The following is a 15,375-nucleotide window of genomic DNA, read 5'->3' as shown; positions in this document are numbered from 1 at the left end:
CGTCAGAACATCGGCGGCATACGCATGCCGCGCTGCGAGCGATTGCCCGAATTACGGCTCGTGCTTGCGCCGTTGCCTTCACTTCCCTGGCCGACGACCACGAGTTCCCCTTCCTTCAGCCCGCTCTTGACTTCGGCGCTGACACGGTTGCGGACACCCACTTCAACCTCGCGAGTTTCCTGGGTGCCGGCGGTCGTGACAACCGTAACCTCGGCCTTGTGACCCTCGTCGCTACTTCCCGCACGACGCGATCCTTCGGAACTGCGAACTGCAGAACTTGGCACCACAAGCACATCGTTTGCGGCCGACTGCACGAAGAACACCTGCGCACTCATTGAAATCATAAGATCGCCATCAGGGTTCGGAACATCAAACAAAGCGTAGTAGAGTACGACATTATTCTGGATATCTGGGGTCGGCTGGATCTGCCTCAATTTTCCCTTGTAACGCTTTCCTGGTTGCCCCAGCAAAGTGAAATAGGCATCCATGCCAATCTTGAGCTTGCTGACATCAGCCTCCGAGACTTGTGCCTTCACCGTCATTGTCGACAAATCCGCAATCGTTGCGATCGTCGGCGCCGTTTGGCTAGCATTCAGAGTCTGGCCCTCTTTAACCGGAACAGCGGCGATCGTGCCAGCCATAGGTGCGTAAATCTTCGTATAACCGAGATCGACCTGATCGCCGGCCAATGTCGCCTGCTGTTTGCGTATCTGGGCTGCCAGGGCATTCACATCCGCTTCGGCGGCCGCGAGGTCGGCAATAGCTTGATCCAGCGTAGATTGTGAAACGCTGCGCGTCGCAACAAGATTGCGCTGGCGCTCGATATTGGCCTGCTTCAGCACCAGTTGCGCGTTCTTCGAAATCAGCTGTGCTTGCAGATTGGCGAGTTCCGCCTGATCGATTTCAATCCTGTTCTGTATGGTGGCAGGATCAATCTCGCCAATAAGCTGATTTTGGGTGACCGTATCGCCAATCTCGACGTGCAGCACCTTGAGCTGTCCTGACACCTGAGCACCGGCATCTACCGACTTGATTGAATCAAGCGTGCCGACGGCGGTAACTGCATTCTCGATGTCACCGCGTACGACCGCTTGCGTGATAACGGTAGTACTCGCTGTTGATGCGCTGTAGTTTATCCACGCGTAATAACCCGCCCCTGCAGCCGCGAGGACGACGGGCAGCCATATCCACACGCGGGACCGCTTCTTTTTTCGATGCGGCTTTGCGGTGGCCGGAATGAAGGTCACGTTGGACTCGGCAGAGGATTCCTTGCCTTGCTTGGCTATTTTGCTCATCAACCGTCCACCCTTTTTGCGCCGACGAACGACATTTTTTCCCGATCCATCTTAGCAAGAAATGGAGATGAGCGGTTCGCCTGAAAAGTATTGAGATCATTATATTTTCGTAATGATCACTGGGGCGCTATTATGAGCCGTGGGCATGAATGCGAGCTGAATGAATTTCAAATGCGATGGTAGGGGTGACCCGCAAGGATTGTCGTTGCCCGGTAAAGTTGTTCTGCGACAAGAATGCGAACGATCTGGTGCGGCCACGTCATCGCGCCAAGTGCTAAAACGACATTGGCACGATCCCTCAGTGAAGCGTCGTGTCCGTCAGGACCGCCAATCGCCACGAGGAGCTGGCGCTTGCCATCATCGCGAAACCGCGCAACTGACGCCGCAAAGGCCTCTGAGGGCATCGTCTTCCCCCGCTCGTCCAGAAGAATGAGGACGCCGCCTTGTTCGAGTGCTTCAAGAACTTTCGCAGACTCCTCCTGCTTGCGCAGTTCCGCCTGCGGCGCTTTGCTTTCGCTAATTTCGATAACGGATGTGAATTCAAGCCCAAGCGGAACACCTGTCTTTTTTAGACGGTCGAAATATCGGTCTGCCAACTCGCGTTCGGGGCCAGACTTCATTCGGCCCACGGCAAAAACAGTAATCCGCATGGCACACTCCGGGTTTCAGGCCCTATGGCGGCCCGAAAATATTCTTCCCGGTCTGCGACCGGTAAAATCTATCAACCGTTCAGAGCATCGTGTTGTTCGACACTCTGATCCACCTGCTAGTGGACGGTCTCTCCGTCGAGTTCGGGAGCCTGCCACATCTTTTCGAGATTGTAGAACTCACGTACTTCGGGACGGAAAATATGGATGATGATGTCGCCTGTGTCGATCAACACCCAATCACCGCCAGAAAGACCTTCGATCTTGGCATTATTGCCATGCCCGCTCTCTTTCAGAGCACGCAAAAGTTGGTCCGCAACCGCCGCTACATGACGATGCGAACGCCCCGATGCAATGATCATATGATCAGCAATGACGGACTTGCCTCGAAGGTCGATGGGGATAATATTTTCAGCCTTTGCGTCTTCAAGACTGGCAAGGACCGATTGAAGGGCAAGAGATACGGAATTGATACCGTTCATCTCTGCCGGTGAAGGTGCCAAGGCATCCTTCTTCTGAAATGCTGTTCTCAGTGTATTTCCTTTCCCTTAAGAACAACGCAACGCAGTTTGTACCCGTACTGCACACCAATAAGATAGGCAGAGTCGCATGACAGTTTCAAGACGTCATATCGAACTAACTCGCTGTTACTGCCATGCTCCGCATGGTGGGGCGCGTAGTTGAAACGCCGCTTCACGTCTTTGGTTTCATCACGCCGTTGCGAATAGCAGTCGATGACAGCAATGACCTCGGCCCATGAATGAAAGTCCATGCTGGCGCACGTGAACGGGCCAGGATCGGCGCATCGTCTTCATCGATACGTGCATAACCGAACGTCTTGGCCATACGGGACGACAGGAAAGCCAGGGTGGATCCCGGACGATCGATAACAGCAATCGGAAACGTCAAGGCGATCTTCTGCCAGCGCTGCCAGAGGTGAAAGTCCGCAAGATTGTCCGCTCCCATGATCCAGACAAAATGCACGCCCGGGTTGCGAGCTTTGATCATAGCCAGCGCGTCAGCAGTGTAGCGGATATTGTAAGCGGCTTCGAATGCCGTAATTTTCACACGGGGATCATGGATCAGTTCTTCACAGCGCTCCAGGCGCTCCGCCAACGGTGCCAGATGCCGCGTATCCTTCAGAGGATTGCCCGGCGTGACAATCCACCAGAGCTGGTCGAGCCTCAGGCGACGCAAGGCAATTTCGGCCACCAGCGCGTGACCCGCATGTGGCGGATTGAAGGAACCGCCAAACAGCCCCACCGTCATACCCTTTTCGACGAAAGGCATGCGCAGATGCGCTTGACTGACGCCTGGAAAGGTCGTTTGCAAACTTGCCTTTATTGTCACGGACGAGTCTGGCCGTTGCCGCGCACACGGTATTTGAACGAGGTCAACTGCTCGACCCCCACTGGACCCCGCGCATGCATCTTGCCGGTGGCAATTCCGATTTCGGCGCCCATGCCGAATTCACCGCCGTCAGCAAACTGCGTAGACGCATTGTGCAAAAGAATGGCCGAGTCGATCTCATCAAAAAACCGTTCCGCGATGCTAAGGTCTTCAGCAACAACCGCTTCGGTATGATGCGAGGAATAATGATTGATATGCTGTATCGCGCCGTCGATACCATCAACAAGCTTTACCGAAATGATCGTATCGAGATATTCCGTAGACCAATCTTCCTCAGTGGCGGGTTTGGCACTCGCGAAAAGCTCCACTACTCCGTCGTCACCACGAATTTCGCAGCCTGCTGAACGTAGGTCTTCAAGGAGCGGCACGAGATGGGTTGGTACAGCGAACCTGTCAACGAGCAGCGTCTCGGCCGAACCGCATACACCTGTGCGACGCATCTTGGCATTGACGACGATCTTGAGCGCCATCGCCAAATCAGCTGAGGCATCAATGTAGACGTGGCACAGCCCCTCAAGATGGGCAAACACCGGTACACGCGCCTCAGCTTGCACTCGGGCCACCAGGCTTTTGCCGCCGCGCGGAATGATCACGTCGACATTTCCATCGAGACCTTTGAGCATTTCGCCCACGGCAGCACGATCGGTGGTCGGCACCAATTGGATCGCGGCCTCCGGAAGATCAGCGGCTGCGAGTCCCTCGAGCAAGGCCTCATGGATAGCCTTTGATGACTGCGCGGAATCCGACCCTCCGCGCAAGATCACAGCGTTACCGGATTTGAGGCATAGTGCACCTGCATCCGCTGTCACATTCGGCCGGCTCTCGTAGATCACGCCAATAACGCCGAGGGGAGTGCGGACGCGTTCGATATGCAGGCCATTTGGGCGATCCCATTCGGCAATGACGTCTCCAACCGGATCCCTGAGACCGGCTATTGCACGAATGCTCGCGGAAATCCCGGCAAGCCGGTTATGGTCAAGTTTGAGCCGGTCCAACAGCGCAGCCGACATACCGGCTTTCTTGCCGTTCTCAATGTCGCGGTCGTTGGCTTCGAGAATGTCGGCCGCACGCCTATCAACGGCGTCTGCCATAGCTGCCAGCGCTGCTGTTTTCTTGTCAGGAGACGTAGTGGCAAGAGATTGCGCGGCGGCGCGTGCCTTGCGGCCGATTTCAGCCATCAATTCGGCAACCGACAGGTCTTTATCCACTCGTCGCAACATCTCTTACTCCTTGGCCGTGGCAGCGCGCTTTGCGGCACGCACCACCAGATCATCGCGATGGATCATCGCGGAACGGGCATCATAACCGAGAATCGTGCCAATCTCATTGGTCTTGCGTCCGGCAATCTTTACGGCATCGGCAGCGTCGTAGGCAATAAGCCCGCGAGCTGCCTCACGGCCATCGGGTCCAAACACAGCCACTGTATCGCCCCGTGTGAACTGGCCCGCAACTTCGCGAACACCGGCAGCAAGCAATGACTTGCCGGATTTGAGAGCGACAAGCGCACCCTCGTCGATCACGAGCCGCCCGGATGGTTCAAGATTGCCGGATATCCAGGTCTTCCAGGCATTGACCGGCGTCAAGCTGGCCTTGAACATTGTGGAGCGCTCACCTCGATCGATGGCAGCCAGTGGGTTTAGCCTTGTGCCGGAGGCGATGATCATGGCCGTTCCCGCCGCATTGGCGATCTTGCCCGCATCCAGCTTGGTTTTCATACCACCCCGCGAATATTCTGATGCGGCTGCACCAGCCATCGCTTCGACATCGGGTGTAATCGCATCGATAACAGGTAAAAATTGCGCATGCGGATTCTGATGCGGCGGGGCAGTGTACAGCCCATCGATGTCTGAAAGCAGGATTAGCAGGTCCGCGCCCATCATGGTCGCAACCCGTGCAGCAAGCCGATCATTGTCGCCATAGCGGATTTCGGTGGTGGCAACCGTGTCATTTTCGTTGATGACGGGAACTGCCTCCAATCGCAACAGGGTTCCTACCGTTGCGCGCGCATTGAGATAGCGGCGGCGTTCTTCGGTATCGGCGAGGGTCAAAAGAATCTGTCCGGCGCGCAGTTTGTGGTGGCTCAAAACCTCGGCATAAGCTTTAGCCAATTCGATCTGGCCGGCGGCAGCTGCAGCCTGGCTTTCTTCCAGCCGCAAGGCGCCCTTTGGCAAACCCAGCACCGTCCGGCCAAGGGCGATCGCACCGGAGGATACAATCATCATCTCGACGCCCGATGCGCTTAACGCCGCAACGTCGGTGCCAAGGCTCTCAAGCCAATCACGCTTAAGGCCAGTGACACGATCAACCAGCAAAGCCGAGCCAATCTTGACAACGATCCGGCGATAGGACGCCAGCTTCGGTAGTGAATTCACCTGATCTTCGTTATCCTGGAATTGGACTGATTTCGCGGACATTCTACGACTCAATATTTGAAGCGGTTGTCGATCTCGACAGGAGCTTCCGACTGACGCGATTCAAGAATGATTGCAGACAGCGCGCGCATCACCGGTTCAACGCCCTCGCGACTGACGGATGACAACAGCATCGGCTCTCGGCCGGCCGCCTTCTTGAGCGCTGCAACCTTTTTCTTGCGAGCCGCTGCGTCAAGCGTATCGATCTGGCTGAGCGCCACGATCTCTAGCTTGTCAGCAAGTCCCGCTCCATAGGCCTCAAGTTCCATCCGGACGGTTTTATAGGCTTCCGCGACATTCTCTTCTTGTGCCGAAACAAGGTGTAGAAGGACACGGGTCCGCTCGACATGCCCAAGGAACCGGTCACCAATGCCCACCCCCTCATGCGCGCCCTCGATCAGCCCCGGAATATCAGCGATGACAAATTCTCTGGCGTCGATGCGTGCAACGCCGAGATTGGGATGGAGCGTTGTAAACGGATAATCGGCAATCTTTGGTTTGGCGGCAGTGACGCTGGCCAGGAAGGTCGATTTCCCGGCATTGGGCTTGCCAAGAAGTCCAGCGTCAGCGATCAACTTCAGCCGGAGCCAAAGGTTGCGCTCCTCGCCTTCGAGGCCGGGATTGGCGCGGCGCGGCGCCTGGTTGGTCGAGGTCTTGAAATGTGCATTGCCGAAACCGCCATTGCCGCCCTTGGCAAGACGATATCGCTGACCGACCACTGTGAAATCGCAGATCAGCGTTTCGTTGTCGTTTTCGAATATTTGCGTTCCGACCGGTACCTTCAGAATAACATCGGCACCTTTGCCGCCGGTCATGTTGCGCCCCATGCCATGCATACCGGTTTTGGCCTTGAAATGCTGCTGATAGCGATAGTCGATCAAGGTGTTAAGACCATCGACTGCTTCCGCCCAGACATCGCCGCCGCGTCCGCCATCGCCGCCGTCGGGACCGCCGAACTCGAGAAATTTCTCGCGCCGAAACGACACCGAACCGGCACCACCGTCGCCGGAACGGATATAGACTTTCGCCTGATCAAGGAATTTCATGAAGTTCAGTCCTTTTGATGTTCCGAGGCATTACAGTAAAATCCTCGAAATGAAAACTGGTCGCCTCGATGTCGGAGACGACCAGTTTGGTTATGAAGTCCAGCTGCGAAGACCGATCCACGTCCTCCGGTCGAGCATGTAACGTTCGACAGGAACATTCCCGGCAGTGATCGAATCCATCATACCGGTGTTGGTATACTGGAAACCGCTTTTATAGATCACCCGGCGCGAGGCATTGTTGGACACGCGGCAAGAAGCATAGAGTTTTTCGACTTGTGTTGCTCTGAACACCAGATCGACAAGCGCATGGGCGGCTTCCGTTGCATAGCCGTTGCCCCAGTAGGATTCGCCCAGCCAGTATCCGATCTCCAACTCTTCCTTGCGGCAAGGCGTATGCTCATCCTTGTTACGACGATAATTGATACCGCAACAACCAATGAATGTGCCTGATTGCGCCAACGTAATGGCGTAGACGCATTTGCCGATCTCGCCCGCATGGGCGCGGCGCACGAAATCCACCGCATGTTCCTTCGTATAGGGATGCGGCATGCGGGAAAGCATTTCCGCCACGTGAAGGTTATCGGCGAGACGGGCAATTGCACCCACATCCTCGTTACGTGGCGCTCGCAGAACGAGACGTTCAGTAACGAGAACGGGACAGTCTATCAGATCCAGCCGCTCTTCATCGTCTTCCAGTATTTCAGCAACCATTTGTCGTTCCTCCAGACACGAAAGGGGAGATGGGTGGTTATCCCATCTCCCCTTTGATCTGTTGGCGGTTGCCATACACCGGGTCCGATGGGACGCCGGTGCTTCAAGCAGGACCGGCTATTCTGCTGCTTCGGCGATCGGGTTGACGATCGACACGTAGCTACGGCCGTTGGCTTTGGTGCGGAAGGAAACAGTGCCTGCTTCAAGTGCAAACAGGGTATGGTCCTTACCAAGGCCAACGTTGACACCGGGGTGCCATTTGGTACCGCGTTGACGAACGAGGATGTTGCCGGCAAGAACCTTCTCGCCGCCAAACTTCTTCACGCCAAGGCGCTTCGATTCGGAATCACGACCGTTGCGTGACGAACCACCAGCTTTTTTATGTGCCATCGGATTGCTCCTCTAAACTTGTTCTTACTCGCCCTTAGCGGGCTTCTCGGCCTTGGCAGCAGCCTTCTTCGGCGCTGCTTTAGCCTTTGGGGCGGCTTTAGTCTCGGTTGCGGTTACATCCGCAGCGGCAACTTCCGCCTTCGGAGCAGCTTCCTTCTTGGCCGGCTTTTCAGCGGCTTTCTTGGAAGGCTTCGCGCCATCGGTCAGGATTTCCGAGATACGGATCGTCGTCAACTCCTGACGATGACCGCGCGTACGCTTGGAATTCTGGCGACGACGCTTCTTGAAGGCGATGACCTTGCGTGCACGGCCCTGCTCTACGACTTCGGCTGTCACCAGCGCGCCGCCAACAACAGGAGCACCGATCGTTGCATCGACTCCGACGCCAACCATCAGAACTTCAGCAAACTCAACGATATCGCCGGCATTGCCGGCAACTTTCTCGACCTTCAACAGGTCATTGGCGGCAACGCGATACTGCTTACCACCGGTCTTGATGACTGCGAACATTTTTTCCCTTTCGGAGTCCGGTTCGGTTTAGTGCCGTTTTACGGCAATAACCGTCTTTTTGTCAGTCGTGACAGATTGATCGAAAGGCACTCTTACGCATAAGAATAAAGGCACCCGAATTCAAAAACAAACAGCGCGGAGAATCCCCCACGCCAGTTGACGGGCGCTTATAGGATCAGGTTCGCCGCTGAGTCAAGAAATTTAACGCAAATTACTCTTGTATCTGGAAGCTTTGCCCGCTATCTAGCCGGTCGCACGCTCAAGCCGTGCCCTTGGGGGCATCGCGGCATCAGCCGGGTTTCATATCCGGCAAATGGATCGGGGGATATCAATCCCCCTACGCGGAGAGGTGGCTGAGTGGTTGAAAGCACCGCACTCGAAATGCGGCATGGGGGCAACTCCATCGGGGGTTCAAATCCCTCCCTCTCCGCCATAGTTTTCTTCTAGGCTATTGATATTGTTACACCTTCGGATTATGAGAATTTTTTGATTGCACTTTGACTAGGTCAAGCTTCTTGGTCGCGAAGTATGACGTAGAATACCGCAGGATGCTAACTGCGACGAAATAGAATTTTATTGCAGCGGGTTGACGTCATGCCGGCACGGATTTCTGTGACGTGTGGGGGTCGGGATGACGACTGAGAGCCTTGTTGAAAAAACGCTGTGCCACGGCCAGGTCCCGGTGCTCGCTGAAGAAGAACTCGACCGTATCGCCGACACTGTCGATGGCCCGGTAGAAGTACATCCACTTGCCTCGGATTTTGAACGTAGGTCTCATCCACATGTCACTTTCCCTATGATCGGAAGATATATCCGCTATTGCTGAGCTTCGAGCGAGGTTGGCGCTCCAGTGGCAGTCCCCTCTTGGTTGAAGATTTCTTTCACGGCCATCCGCCTAAGAAGCCTGTCACGGGCGGCACTCACATGATCGAATACCGCCTGCCCCGCGGCTTCCGGATCTCGGCTCTCGAAGGCCAAGATCATCTTCTCATGTTCGGCAATTACCACTTCAAACACATCCGGGGTGTATCCACCCAGACTGTCGGCGACCGTTCGCACTACCCTCGTTCGGCCTTCAAGTATCTGTTCGGCTTCTGGGTTGTTTGCGATTCCATATATACGTTTGTGGAAAGCGATATTCTCTTGCGACGCTACCAAGGGCTTTCCTGACCGTATCAAGGCATTGAGGTCCTCATGCATATGACGAAGGGCCTCTACATCGCTGTCCATTGCCATTTCGACAGCGCGGTGCGCCAGCATCGATTCAATGCCGACACGAATATCGTAAATGTTTCGGATGTAGGTTTCCGTGAGGGCCTCGATCCTGAAACCACGGTGCGCAATTGATATCAGGATGCCCTCACCCTCAAGTTGGCGAAGCGCCTCGCGGATCGGCATGTGGCTGACCGCATAGCGTGACGTGAGCGTCTCGATTGTCAGATGTGTCCCAGGCGCGAAATTTCCCGACACCAGATCGCCAATTATGGCTCGCTTTACCCGAAGATAAGTCGGCTCATTCAATGGTGCGCTTTCGGGTATGCTCTTCGACAAGTCCACCTCGGTTGACTGTTCTGCTAATCCACCACCCATCGTTACGCGAAGCCGTTTTCAAACGCAAATATATTTGCGCAAATGTACATTGACAGTCAAATATATTTGCGCAAATGTACGAAAATGGGGGCTGCCCATGAGGGCGCACGCGCCACGTCTTGAAAATCGTTACTCTGGGAGGAGATCGATATGAAAAATACGAATGGCTTGCCGAGATCCAACTTCACCCGTCGAGACCTCATGCGCATGGCCGCAGTCACAGGACTTGGTGCTGCGAGCTTGTCCCTTTTCCCCAGGGGCGCTGTGGCTCAAACATCCGCCCCACAGCCGAGCGACGACTTGATTTCGGCGGCTAAAGCCGAAGGTACTCTCACGTTCTATCATACCACCGCAATTGACCCCACGGCCGTCTGGACCGGAGCATTTACCAAGAAGTATGGAATCACGACACAGAACGTTCGCGGTCCGAGCTATCCACTTTTTGAACGCTGGTTGACCGAGGAACGTGTGGGTCAACATGTCGCTGATGTCGTGCAGATCACCGATACGGTGCTGATTGAATCTGCCCATGACGAGAAACTGATTGCCGACTATACGCCCACCTCCGCTGCCGGGATTCGGCCGGAGATGAAGAAGGAAGGTGTTTGGTACACGGCGTTTGTGAACGCAATGGGTATCGCCTGGAACTCTAAGCTCGTCTCGCCAGAAGAAGAAAAACTTATCCGGGAAGGTGGCTGGAACGTACTGACGGACCCGCGCTGGAAAGGACGTATCGCGACGGGTACACCCGCTTCCGGCGGGAGCAGCTACTCCTACGTGTATATGTTCCTCGGCGGCAACGCGATCAGTTCGGACCAGATTTTCTTGCCAAGATGGCAGCACTCAAGCCTCAGATTTACGACAGCAAGTCGCCCATGTATGACCGGCTTGCGGCTGGAGAACACGCCATCGTCGATCAGGCATCGCAAAGCGACATGGGCGGCTTTTATCTTAAGGGTGCACCGATCCGTTGGGTTTTCCCCACTCCTACGCCTGCCAATCTCACCGTGCAGACGATCTCCGCTGGAGCACCTCACCCGAATGCCGCCCGGTTGTTCCAGGATTGGGCGATGAGTCAGGATGGGCAAGCTGCATGGTTCAGCGTCGCGGGTGTTGCCTCCGCGCGTGAAGATACGGTCGATCCTCGCAAGGCTGCCAAAGCCGATTGGTACAAGGAAGACTGGTACAAGGATCCGGAAAGTCTCTACATCGACTACTTGAGCGATCCGGGATACGTGGACCCGGCCAAACCGATCATAGCCGAGTGGAATCAGATTTTCGGTCGCTGAAACAGTCCGATGACAATTTCAGCGACCATACCTGTAACGGATAACGTTCCTGTTGGCCTGGTTCGAAGGAAACGCCAGAGACTGGCGCTTCCGGTCATTCTCGGATTGATTCTCGCTGTTCTGGTCCTGCTGCCGATCGTGTTGATGTTTCTCGGCGCGGTGCGGACGGGCACATTCGTCGATCCACGCGCCCATTTCTCCTTGCGCAGCGTGATCGCTGTCTACGCGACAACGCCGTACCTCAAGACTTTGATCGTGACTATCGGAGCGTCGCTCGCTGTCTCCTTCCTCGCATGTTTTGTCGGCATCGCCTTGGCATGGCTGATCTCGCGCACCGATATTCCCGCAAAGGCGTGGATGGAAAATGCCGTTATCGCTCCACTTTATCTGTCGCCGTTTGTTGGTGCCTTGGCGTGGCTCATTCTTGGTTCACCCAATGCCGGACTGATCAATGTTCTTGCTCGCGAAGTTTTTGGCGTGACCGGCTATGCGATCAACGTGATGACCGCGACAGGGGTCATTCTCGTCATGACCCTCTACAATATTCCCTACGCCTACATGACGGTTTCTGCAGCGCTCAAGGGTATGGACCCTTCGATGGAAGAAGCATCCTATCTCAACGGCGCCGGTGTTTTTGAAACCGCGCTGAAGGTGACCCTCCCAGTCGTGCGGCCATCGATTATTTCGGCCTTCTTCTTTGTCTTCGTTCTGACATGCGGGACATTCTCTATCCCCGCCGCGCTCGGCGGGACACAGGCTATGCCGTTTCTGGCGATAGACATCTACCGTTCGACCGCGACTTATCCGGTGGACTACGCCAGGGCTGCTGCCATCGGAACATTGTTGTTTTGGATTTCACTGATGGGCGTCGCCTTCTACCGTTTTGCATCGCAGGTCGCGACGCGATTCGTAACCGTGACAGCGCGCGGCTTTCGCACGCGATATCTGAAGCTTCGAGGTTGGCGACTTCCGGCGATAGGCTTCATTCTTGCCTATGTGACACTGGCGATCATCCTCCCATACTTCGCCCTGTTTTATGTAGCTTTTACGCGCTTCACTTCGTCAAACATCCTCAGTGCCAGCTATACACTCGATAATTTTCGCTCTGTCATTGCCTCGGTTGCGGTTCGACAATCAATTAGCAACACGTTGCTGGTGGGAGTGATCTCCCCAACCTTCTGCGTCCTTCTCGGAATTGTCCTCGCCTATTCGATACGGCGGCTTCGTATCCGCGCCGCAGGAATTCTCGACTATATCGCCATGTTCCCGATTGCCGTGCCAGGCATCGTCTTTGGTACCGGCATTTTTTGGACCTATCTGATGACTCCCGTCTACGGAACGGTTTGGATATTGGTTATCGCCTTTGTTGCAACCTATATCCCTTATGCCTACCGCATGATCGATACGTCGATCATTCAGATCGACAGATCTCTCGAAGAAGCCTCAGCGCTTTGCGGAGCGTCCCATTTTCGCACGGCATCACAGATAACCTTCAGGCTTATCCGGCCGAGTGTCCTCTCTGCATGGATTCTCGTGTTCATTTTTTCAATCCGTGAAATCAGCGCGGCAATCATTCTCGCCTCACCGAGCAACAAGGTCTTGTCGGTGATGTCGTGGGATTATCTGGAATTCGGCAACGTTCAAAATGCGGCGATCATCGGCATCCTCCAGACGGTCATACTGATCGCTGGAATTCTCGTCAGCAGGTTCCTGCTTCGTGTGAAACTTTCCCAGAGTGGCTGACGTACGGCCGCGTGAATATGGAGTGGTGACTTGGCTCAGCTAAGCGTTGAAGATCTCGTGGTTACCTATGGCAGCGTCACAGCCGTCAAGGATGTGAGCTTCGTGGTCGAGGACGGCGAATTTGTTTCGCTCCTTGGTCCAAGTGGCTGCGGGAAGACCACGACTCTGCGCTGCATAGCTGGCCTGGAGGCCTCCTCCGGTGGAACGATCCGTATAGACGGGGAGATCGTTGCGGCCGATGGGCGGGACGTTCCGCCAGAAAAACGCGACATCAATATGGTTTTCCAATCCTATGCGGTCTGGCCCCATATGACCGTCTACGAGAACGTCGCCTACGGTCTCAGGACCCGGCACGAGCCAGCAGCAACAATCGAGGCGAAAGTAAGCGAAGCCCTGAGCACTGTCGGCCTGACCGGATATTCCGATCGCTACGGGACCGAATTGAGCGGTGGCCAGCAGCAGCGCGTTGCGCTTGCGCGGGCGATTGTGACGTCCCCGACGGAGCGCAGCGCGAAACCATCAGCGGATCCCGATCCTGCGATCGTCCGCCTTCAGGTTCTCCTCGACCGTGCGGGTACGTCGCCGGGCGTGATCGACGGCATTTATGGGAAGAATGTTACCAAGGCGGTGGCCAGTTTCGAAAAGATGACGGGGATGCCCCCGGACGGCACAATCGACCCCGATGTAATCAGCAGGCTGGAGACGGGTGCCCCGATGATCGGCACCTACACGGTCACGCAGCCCTAGTGGGAACCGATAGTACAACCAGACCGGGGCGCGATGATCTTTGGCGCAAAGCGATTGTTCTTGTAAATGGCGACGGAAATGTTCCTGCGCAATGAACAAAAACCGTATGGAATGTGACAATGCCCGCCTCGATACCTGCCAAATAAAATTATCGCTGAGTCATCGACTGTCCTGCAAAGTTCCGAAGCAGCACCCGGCATCGAAGTGAGGGCGAGCCGAAGGTTGCGTCAACGACGCTTGTCTGATTCATATCCCTTGCTCGGGATGAGTTGATTTGATTCGTTTTCGGTATTTCATCCGGCAATCCCATCCCGTGCCAACTATGCCAGTTCGCTGCAGGCAAGGAAGGACAAAGTGATGTCGAGCAACCCAAAGCATCCGGAAATCACCGAAATGAAGCCAAATATAACTGTGATTGGTGTCGGCGGTGGTGGCGGCAATGCCGTCAACAACATGATCCGCGAGGGGCTTCAGGGAACGGAGTTCGTGGTCGCAAACACCGATGCCCAGGCACTGACCATGTCGAAGGCTGGTCGCTTGATACAGCTCGGTGTGAATGTAACGCAAGGCCTTGGAGCCGGGTCGCAATCGGAAATCGGGCGGGCGGCGGCTGAGGAAAGCATCGACGAGATCATGGACCACCTCAACGGAACCCATATGTGTTTCGTAACTGCCGGCATGGGTGGTGGAACCGGGACGGGAGCTGCTCCCGTGATCGCACGGGCAGCACGCGACGCCGGCATATTGACGGTGGCTGTCGTGACGAAGCCATTCAATTTTGAAGGGACCCGCCGCATGAAGTTCGCAGAGGACGGGCTCAAATTGCTGCGGGACAGCGCGGATACGCTCATCGTTATCCCCAACCAGAATCTTTTCCGCGTTGCAGATGCGTCGACCACGTTCGCTGATGCTTTCGCAACTGCGGACCGCGTACTTTATTCCGGTGTTGCCTGCATAACAGATCTTATGGTCCGCGAAGGACTGATCAATCTGGATTTTGCCGATGTTCGGGCGGTGATGCGCGACATGGGCCGCGCCATGATGGGTACCGGGCAGAGCTCAGGCGCTGGCAGAGCGACAGCAGCGGCTGAAGCGGCCATTGCAAATCCGCTACTCGATGTCGCTTCGATGAAAGGAGCCAAGGGCGTCCTGGTTTCCATTTCAGGCGGCCGGGATATGACCTTGTTCGAAGTTGATGAGGCGGCCACGCGGATTCGCGAGGAAGTGGACGACGAAGCCAACATCATTTTGGGAGCCACGTTCGACACCGCTCTTGAAGGAACATTCCGGGTTTCGGTTGTTGCTACTGGCATCGATCACGTTGATGGCGCAGACACAATAGGCGCGTTTGGCATTGGCGATGGGAACGTTTCGTTCTTGCCACGGCGCGCGCTGTAGCGCTGTAGGTGACCGCGTCCAGTGCGCTTCTCGCTAATGGGTCGAATGGTTCTCTCCTGTGCGGCTCGTTTGTAATGTCTCAGTTGCCTGTTGCAGCGGGTGTTGTATCCGCAACGCTCTGCACGCGAGCCGTCTGGCCTAATTACTTGGAAATGGCAGCTCTCATGGAATGTTCCGTTCGAATCAGA

Annotated in this window: 14 protein-coding genes, 1 tRNA gene and 2 pseudogenes; 5 read left to right on the top strand and 12 right to left on the bottom strand. The window is 55.5% G+C overall.

Annotated features, from left to right (window positions below; translation table 11 throughout):
- Positions 1-2 precede the first annotated feature (2 nt).
- From macA to rplU, 10 genes are all read right to left on the bottom strand, one after another.
- Positions 3-1,295 carry a macrolide transporter subunit MacA gene (gene macA, locus PHA01_RS14860; RefSeq protein WP_271896743.1) on the bottom strand — a complete coding sequence of 431 codons (1,293 nt, stop codon included), beginning with the start codon at positions 1,293-1,295 and terminating at the stop codon, positions 3-5.
- Between the two features lie 167 nt (positions 1,296-1,462).
- Positions 1,463-1,945 carry a 23S rRNA (pseudouridine(1915)-N(3))-methyltransferase RlmH gene (gene rlmH, locus PHA01_RS14855; protein WP_271896741.1) on the bottom strand — a complete coding sequence of 161 codons (483 nt, stop codon included), beginning with the start codon at positions 1,943-1,945 and terminating at the stop codon, positions 1,463-1,465.
- A gap of 116 nt (positions 1,946-2,061) precedes the next feature.
- Positions 2,062-2,424, bottom strand: a complete 363-nt coding sequence (gene rsfS, locus PHA01_RS14850; protein WP_112531036.1) for a ribosome silencing factor — start codon at positions 2,422-2,424, stop codon at positions 2,062-2,064.
- A gap of 211 nt (positions 2,425-2,635) precedes the next feature.
- A complete protein-coding gene (locus tag PHA01_RS14845) occupies positions 2,636-3,232 on the bottom strand; it encodes a nicotinate-nucleotide adenylyltransferase (protein WP_271897365.1) in 597 nt (198 codons plus the stop codon).
- 56 nt (positions 3,233-3,288) lie between these two features.
- Positions 3,289-4,572, bottom strand: coding sequence for a glutamate-5-semialdehyde dehydrogenase (locus tag PHA01_RS14840; protein WP_271896739.1), 1,284 nt, complete (start codon positions 4,570-4,572; stop codon positions 3,289-3,291).
- 3 nt (positions 4,573-4,575) lie between these two features.
- Positions 4,576-5,766: a glutamate 5-kinase gene (proB, locus tag PHA01_RS14835; RefSeq protein ID WP_271896737.1), complete on the bottom strand. Its 1,191-nt coding sequence runs from the start codon at positions 5,764-5,766 to the stop codon at positions 4,576-4,578.
- A gap of 8 nt (positions 5,767-5,774) precedes the next feature.
- A complete protein-coding gene (gene obgE / locus PHA01_RS14830) occupies positions 5,775-6,809 on the bottom strand; it encodes a GTPase ObgE (protein WP_271896735.1) in 1,035 nt (344 codons plus the stop codon).
- Positions 6,810-6,899: 90 nt separating this feature from the next.
- Complete coding sequence (locus tag PHA01_RS14825; protein ID WP_271896734.1) at positions 6,900-7,520, bottom strand: GNAT family N-acetyltransferase; 621 nt, start codon at positions 7,518-7,520, stop codon at positions 6,900-6,902.
- A 117-nt stretch (positions 7,521-7,637) separates the two neighbouring features.
- Positions 7,638-7,910: a 50S ribosomal protein L27 gene (rpmA, locus tag PHA01_RS14820; protein WP_112531041.1), complete on the bottom strand. Its 273-nt coding sequence runs from the start codon at positions 7,908-7,910 to the stop codon at positions 7,638-7,640.
- Between the two features lie 24 nt (positions 7,911-7,934).
- Entirely contained in the window at positions 7,935-8,420 is a 486-nt protein-coding gene (gene rplU / locus PHA01_RS14815; protein ID WP_271896731.1) for a 50S ribosomal protein L21, read from the bottom strand.
- A gap of 343 nt (positions 8,421-8,763) precedes the next feature.
- On the opposite strand from rplU, the gene PHA01_RS14810 reads away from it, so the two are divergent.
- A tRNA-Ser gene (locus PHA01_RS14810) sits at positions 8,764-8,853 on the top strand.
- Between the two features lie 189 nt (positions 8,854-9,042).
- Here PHA01_RS14810 and PHA01_RS14805 read toward each other — a convergent pair.
- A pseudogene (locus tag PHA01_RS14805) lies at positions 9,043-9,205 on the bottom strand (DDE-type integrase/transposase/recombinase); the annotation flags it as partial.
- A gap of 31 nt (positions 9,206-9,236) precedes the next feature.
- Positions 9,237-9,971: a GntR family transcriptional regulator gene (locus PHA01_RS14800; protein WP_271896729.1), complete on the bottom strand. Its 735-nt coding sequence runs from the start codon at positions 9,969-9,971 to the stop codon at positions 9,237-9,239.
- 872 nt (positions 9,972-10,843) lie between these two features.
- Between PHA01_RS14800 and PHA01_RS14795 the strand changes: the two genes are divergently transcribed.
- The 4 genes and pseudogenes from PHA01_RS14795 to ftsZ form a co-directional block, all read left to right on the top strand.
- Positions 10,844-11,299 (top strand): hypothetical protein, encoded by a 456-nt coding sequence (locus PHA01_RS14795; RefSeq protein ID WP_334312028.1) that lies wholly within the window; start codon positions 10,844-10,846, stop codon positions 11,297-11,299.
- A gap of 9 nt (positions 11,300-11,308) precedes the next feature.
- The gene (locus PHA01_RS14790; protein ID WP_271896727.1) at positions 11,309-13,042 is read left to right on the top strand and encodes an ABC transporter permease; all 1,734 of its coding nucleotides are present in this window, start codon (positions 11,309-11,311) and stop codon (positions 13,040-13,042) included.
- A 30-nt stretch (positions 13,043-13,072) separates the two neighbouring features.
- Positions 13,073-13,789, top strand: coding sequence for an ATP-binding cassette domain-containing protein (locus PHA01_RS14785; RefSeq protein WP_271896726.1), 717 nt, complete (start codon positions 13,073-13,075; stop codon positions 13,787-13,789).
- Positions 13,790-14,146: 357 nt separating this feature from the next.
- Positions 14,147-15,163, top strand: a pseudogene (ftsZ, locus tag PHA01_RS14780) (cell division protein FtsZ); the annotation flags it as partial.
- Positions 15,164-15,375: the final 212 nt, after the last annotated feature.

The organism is Candidatus Phyllobacterium onerii (assembly GCF_028331445.1).
Lineage (GTDB): Bacteria > Pseudomonadota > Alphaproteobacteria > Rhizobiales > Rhizobiaceae > Phyllobacterium > Phyllobacterium onerii.
Note: the sequence above shows the minus strand (reverse complement) of the source record. Positions and strands in the feature narration are given on the sequence as shown.

Bases quoted from the DNA above. Each gene is read 5' to 3' on its own strand.
- proB (WP_271896737.1), bottom strand. From the start codon at position 5,766: ATGTCCGCGAAATCAGTCCAATTCCAGGATAACGAAGATCAGGTGAAT.
- PHA01_RS14795 (WP_334312028.1), top strand. From the start codon at position 10,844: ATGGCAGCACTCAAGCCTCAGATTTACGACAGCAAGTCGCCCATGTAT.
- rpmA (WP_112531041.1), bottom strand. From the start codon at position 7,910: ATGGCACATAAAAAAGCTGGTGGTTCGTCACGCAACGGTCGTGATTCC.
- PHA01_RS14840 (WP_271896739.1), bottom strand. From the start codon at position 4,572: ATGTTGCGACGAGTGGATAAAGACCTGTCGGTTGCCGAATTGATGGCT.
- rlmH (WP_271896741.1), bottom strand. From the start codon at position 1,945: ATGCGGATTACTGTTTTTGCCGTGGGCCGAATGAAGTCTGGCCCCGAA.
- macA (WP_271896743.1), bottom strand. From the start codon at position 1,295: ATGAGCAAAATAGCCAAGCAAGGCAAGGAATCCTCTGCCGAGTCCAAC.
- PHA01_RS14790 (WP_271896727.1), top strand. From the start codon at position 11,309: ATGACAATTTCAGCGACCATACCTGTAACGGATAACGTTCCTGTTGGC.
- rplU (WP_271896731.1), bottom strand. From the start codon at position 8,420: ATGTTCGCAGTCATCAAGACCGGTGGTAAGCAGTATCGCGTTGCCGCC.
- obgE (WP_271896735.1), bottom strand. From the start codon at position 6,809: ATGAAATTCCTTGATCAGGCGAAAGTCTATATCCGTTCCGGCGACGGT.
- PHA01_RS14825 (WP_271896734.1), bottom strand. From the start codon at position 7,520: ATGGTTGCTGAAATACTGGAAGACGATGAAGAGCGGCTGGATCTGATA.
- PHA01_RS14845 (WP_271897365.1), bottom strand. From the start codon at position 3,232: ATGCCTTTCGTCGAAAAGGGTATGACGGTGGGGCTGTTTGGCGGTTCC.
- rsfS (WP_112531036.1), bottom strand. From the start codon at position 2,424: ATGAACGGTATCAATTCCGTATCTCTTGCCCTTCAATCGGTCCTTGCC.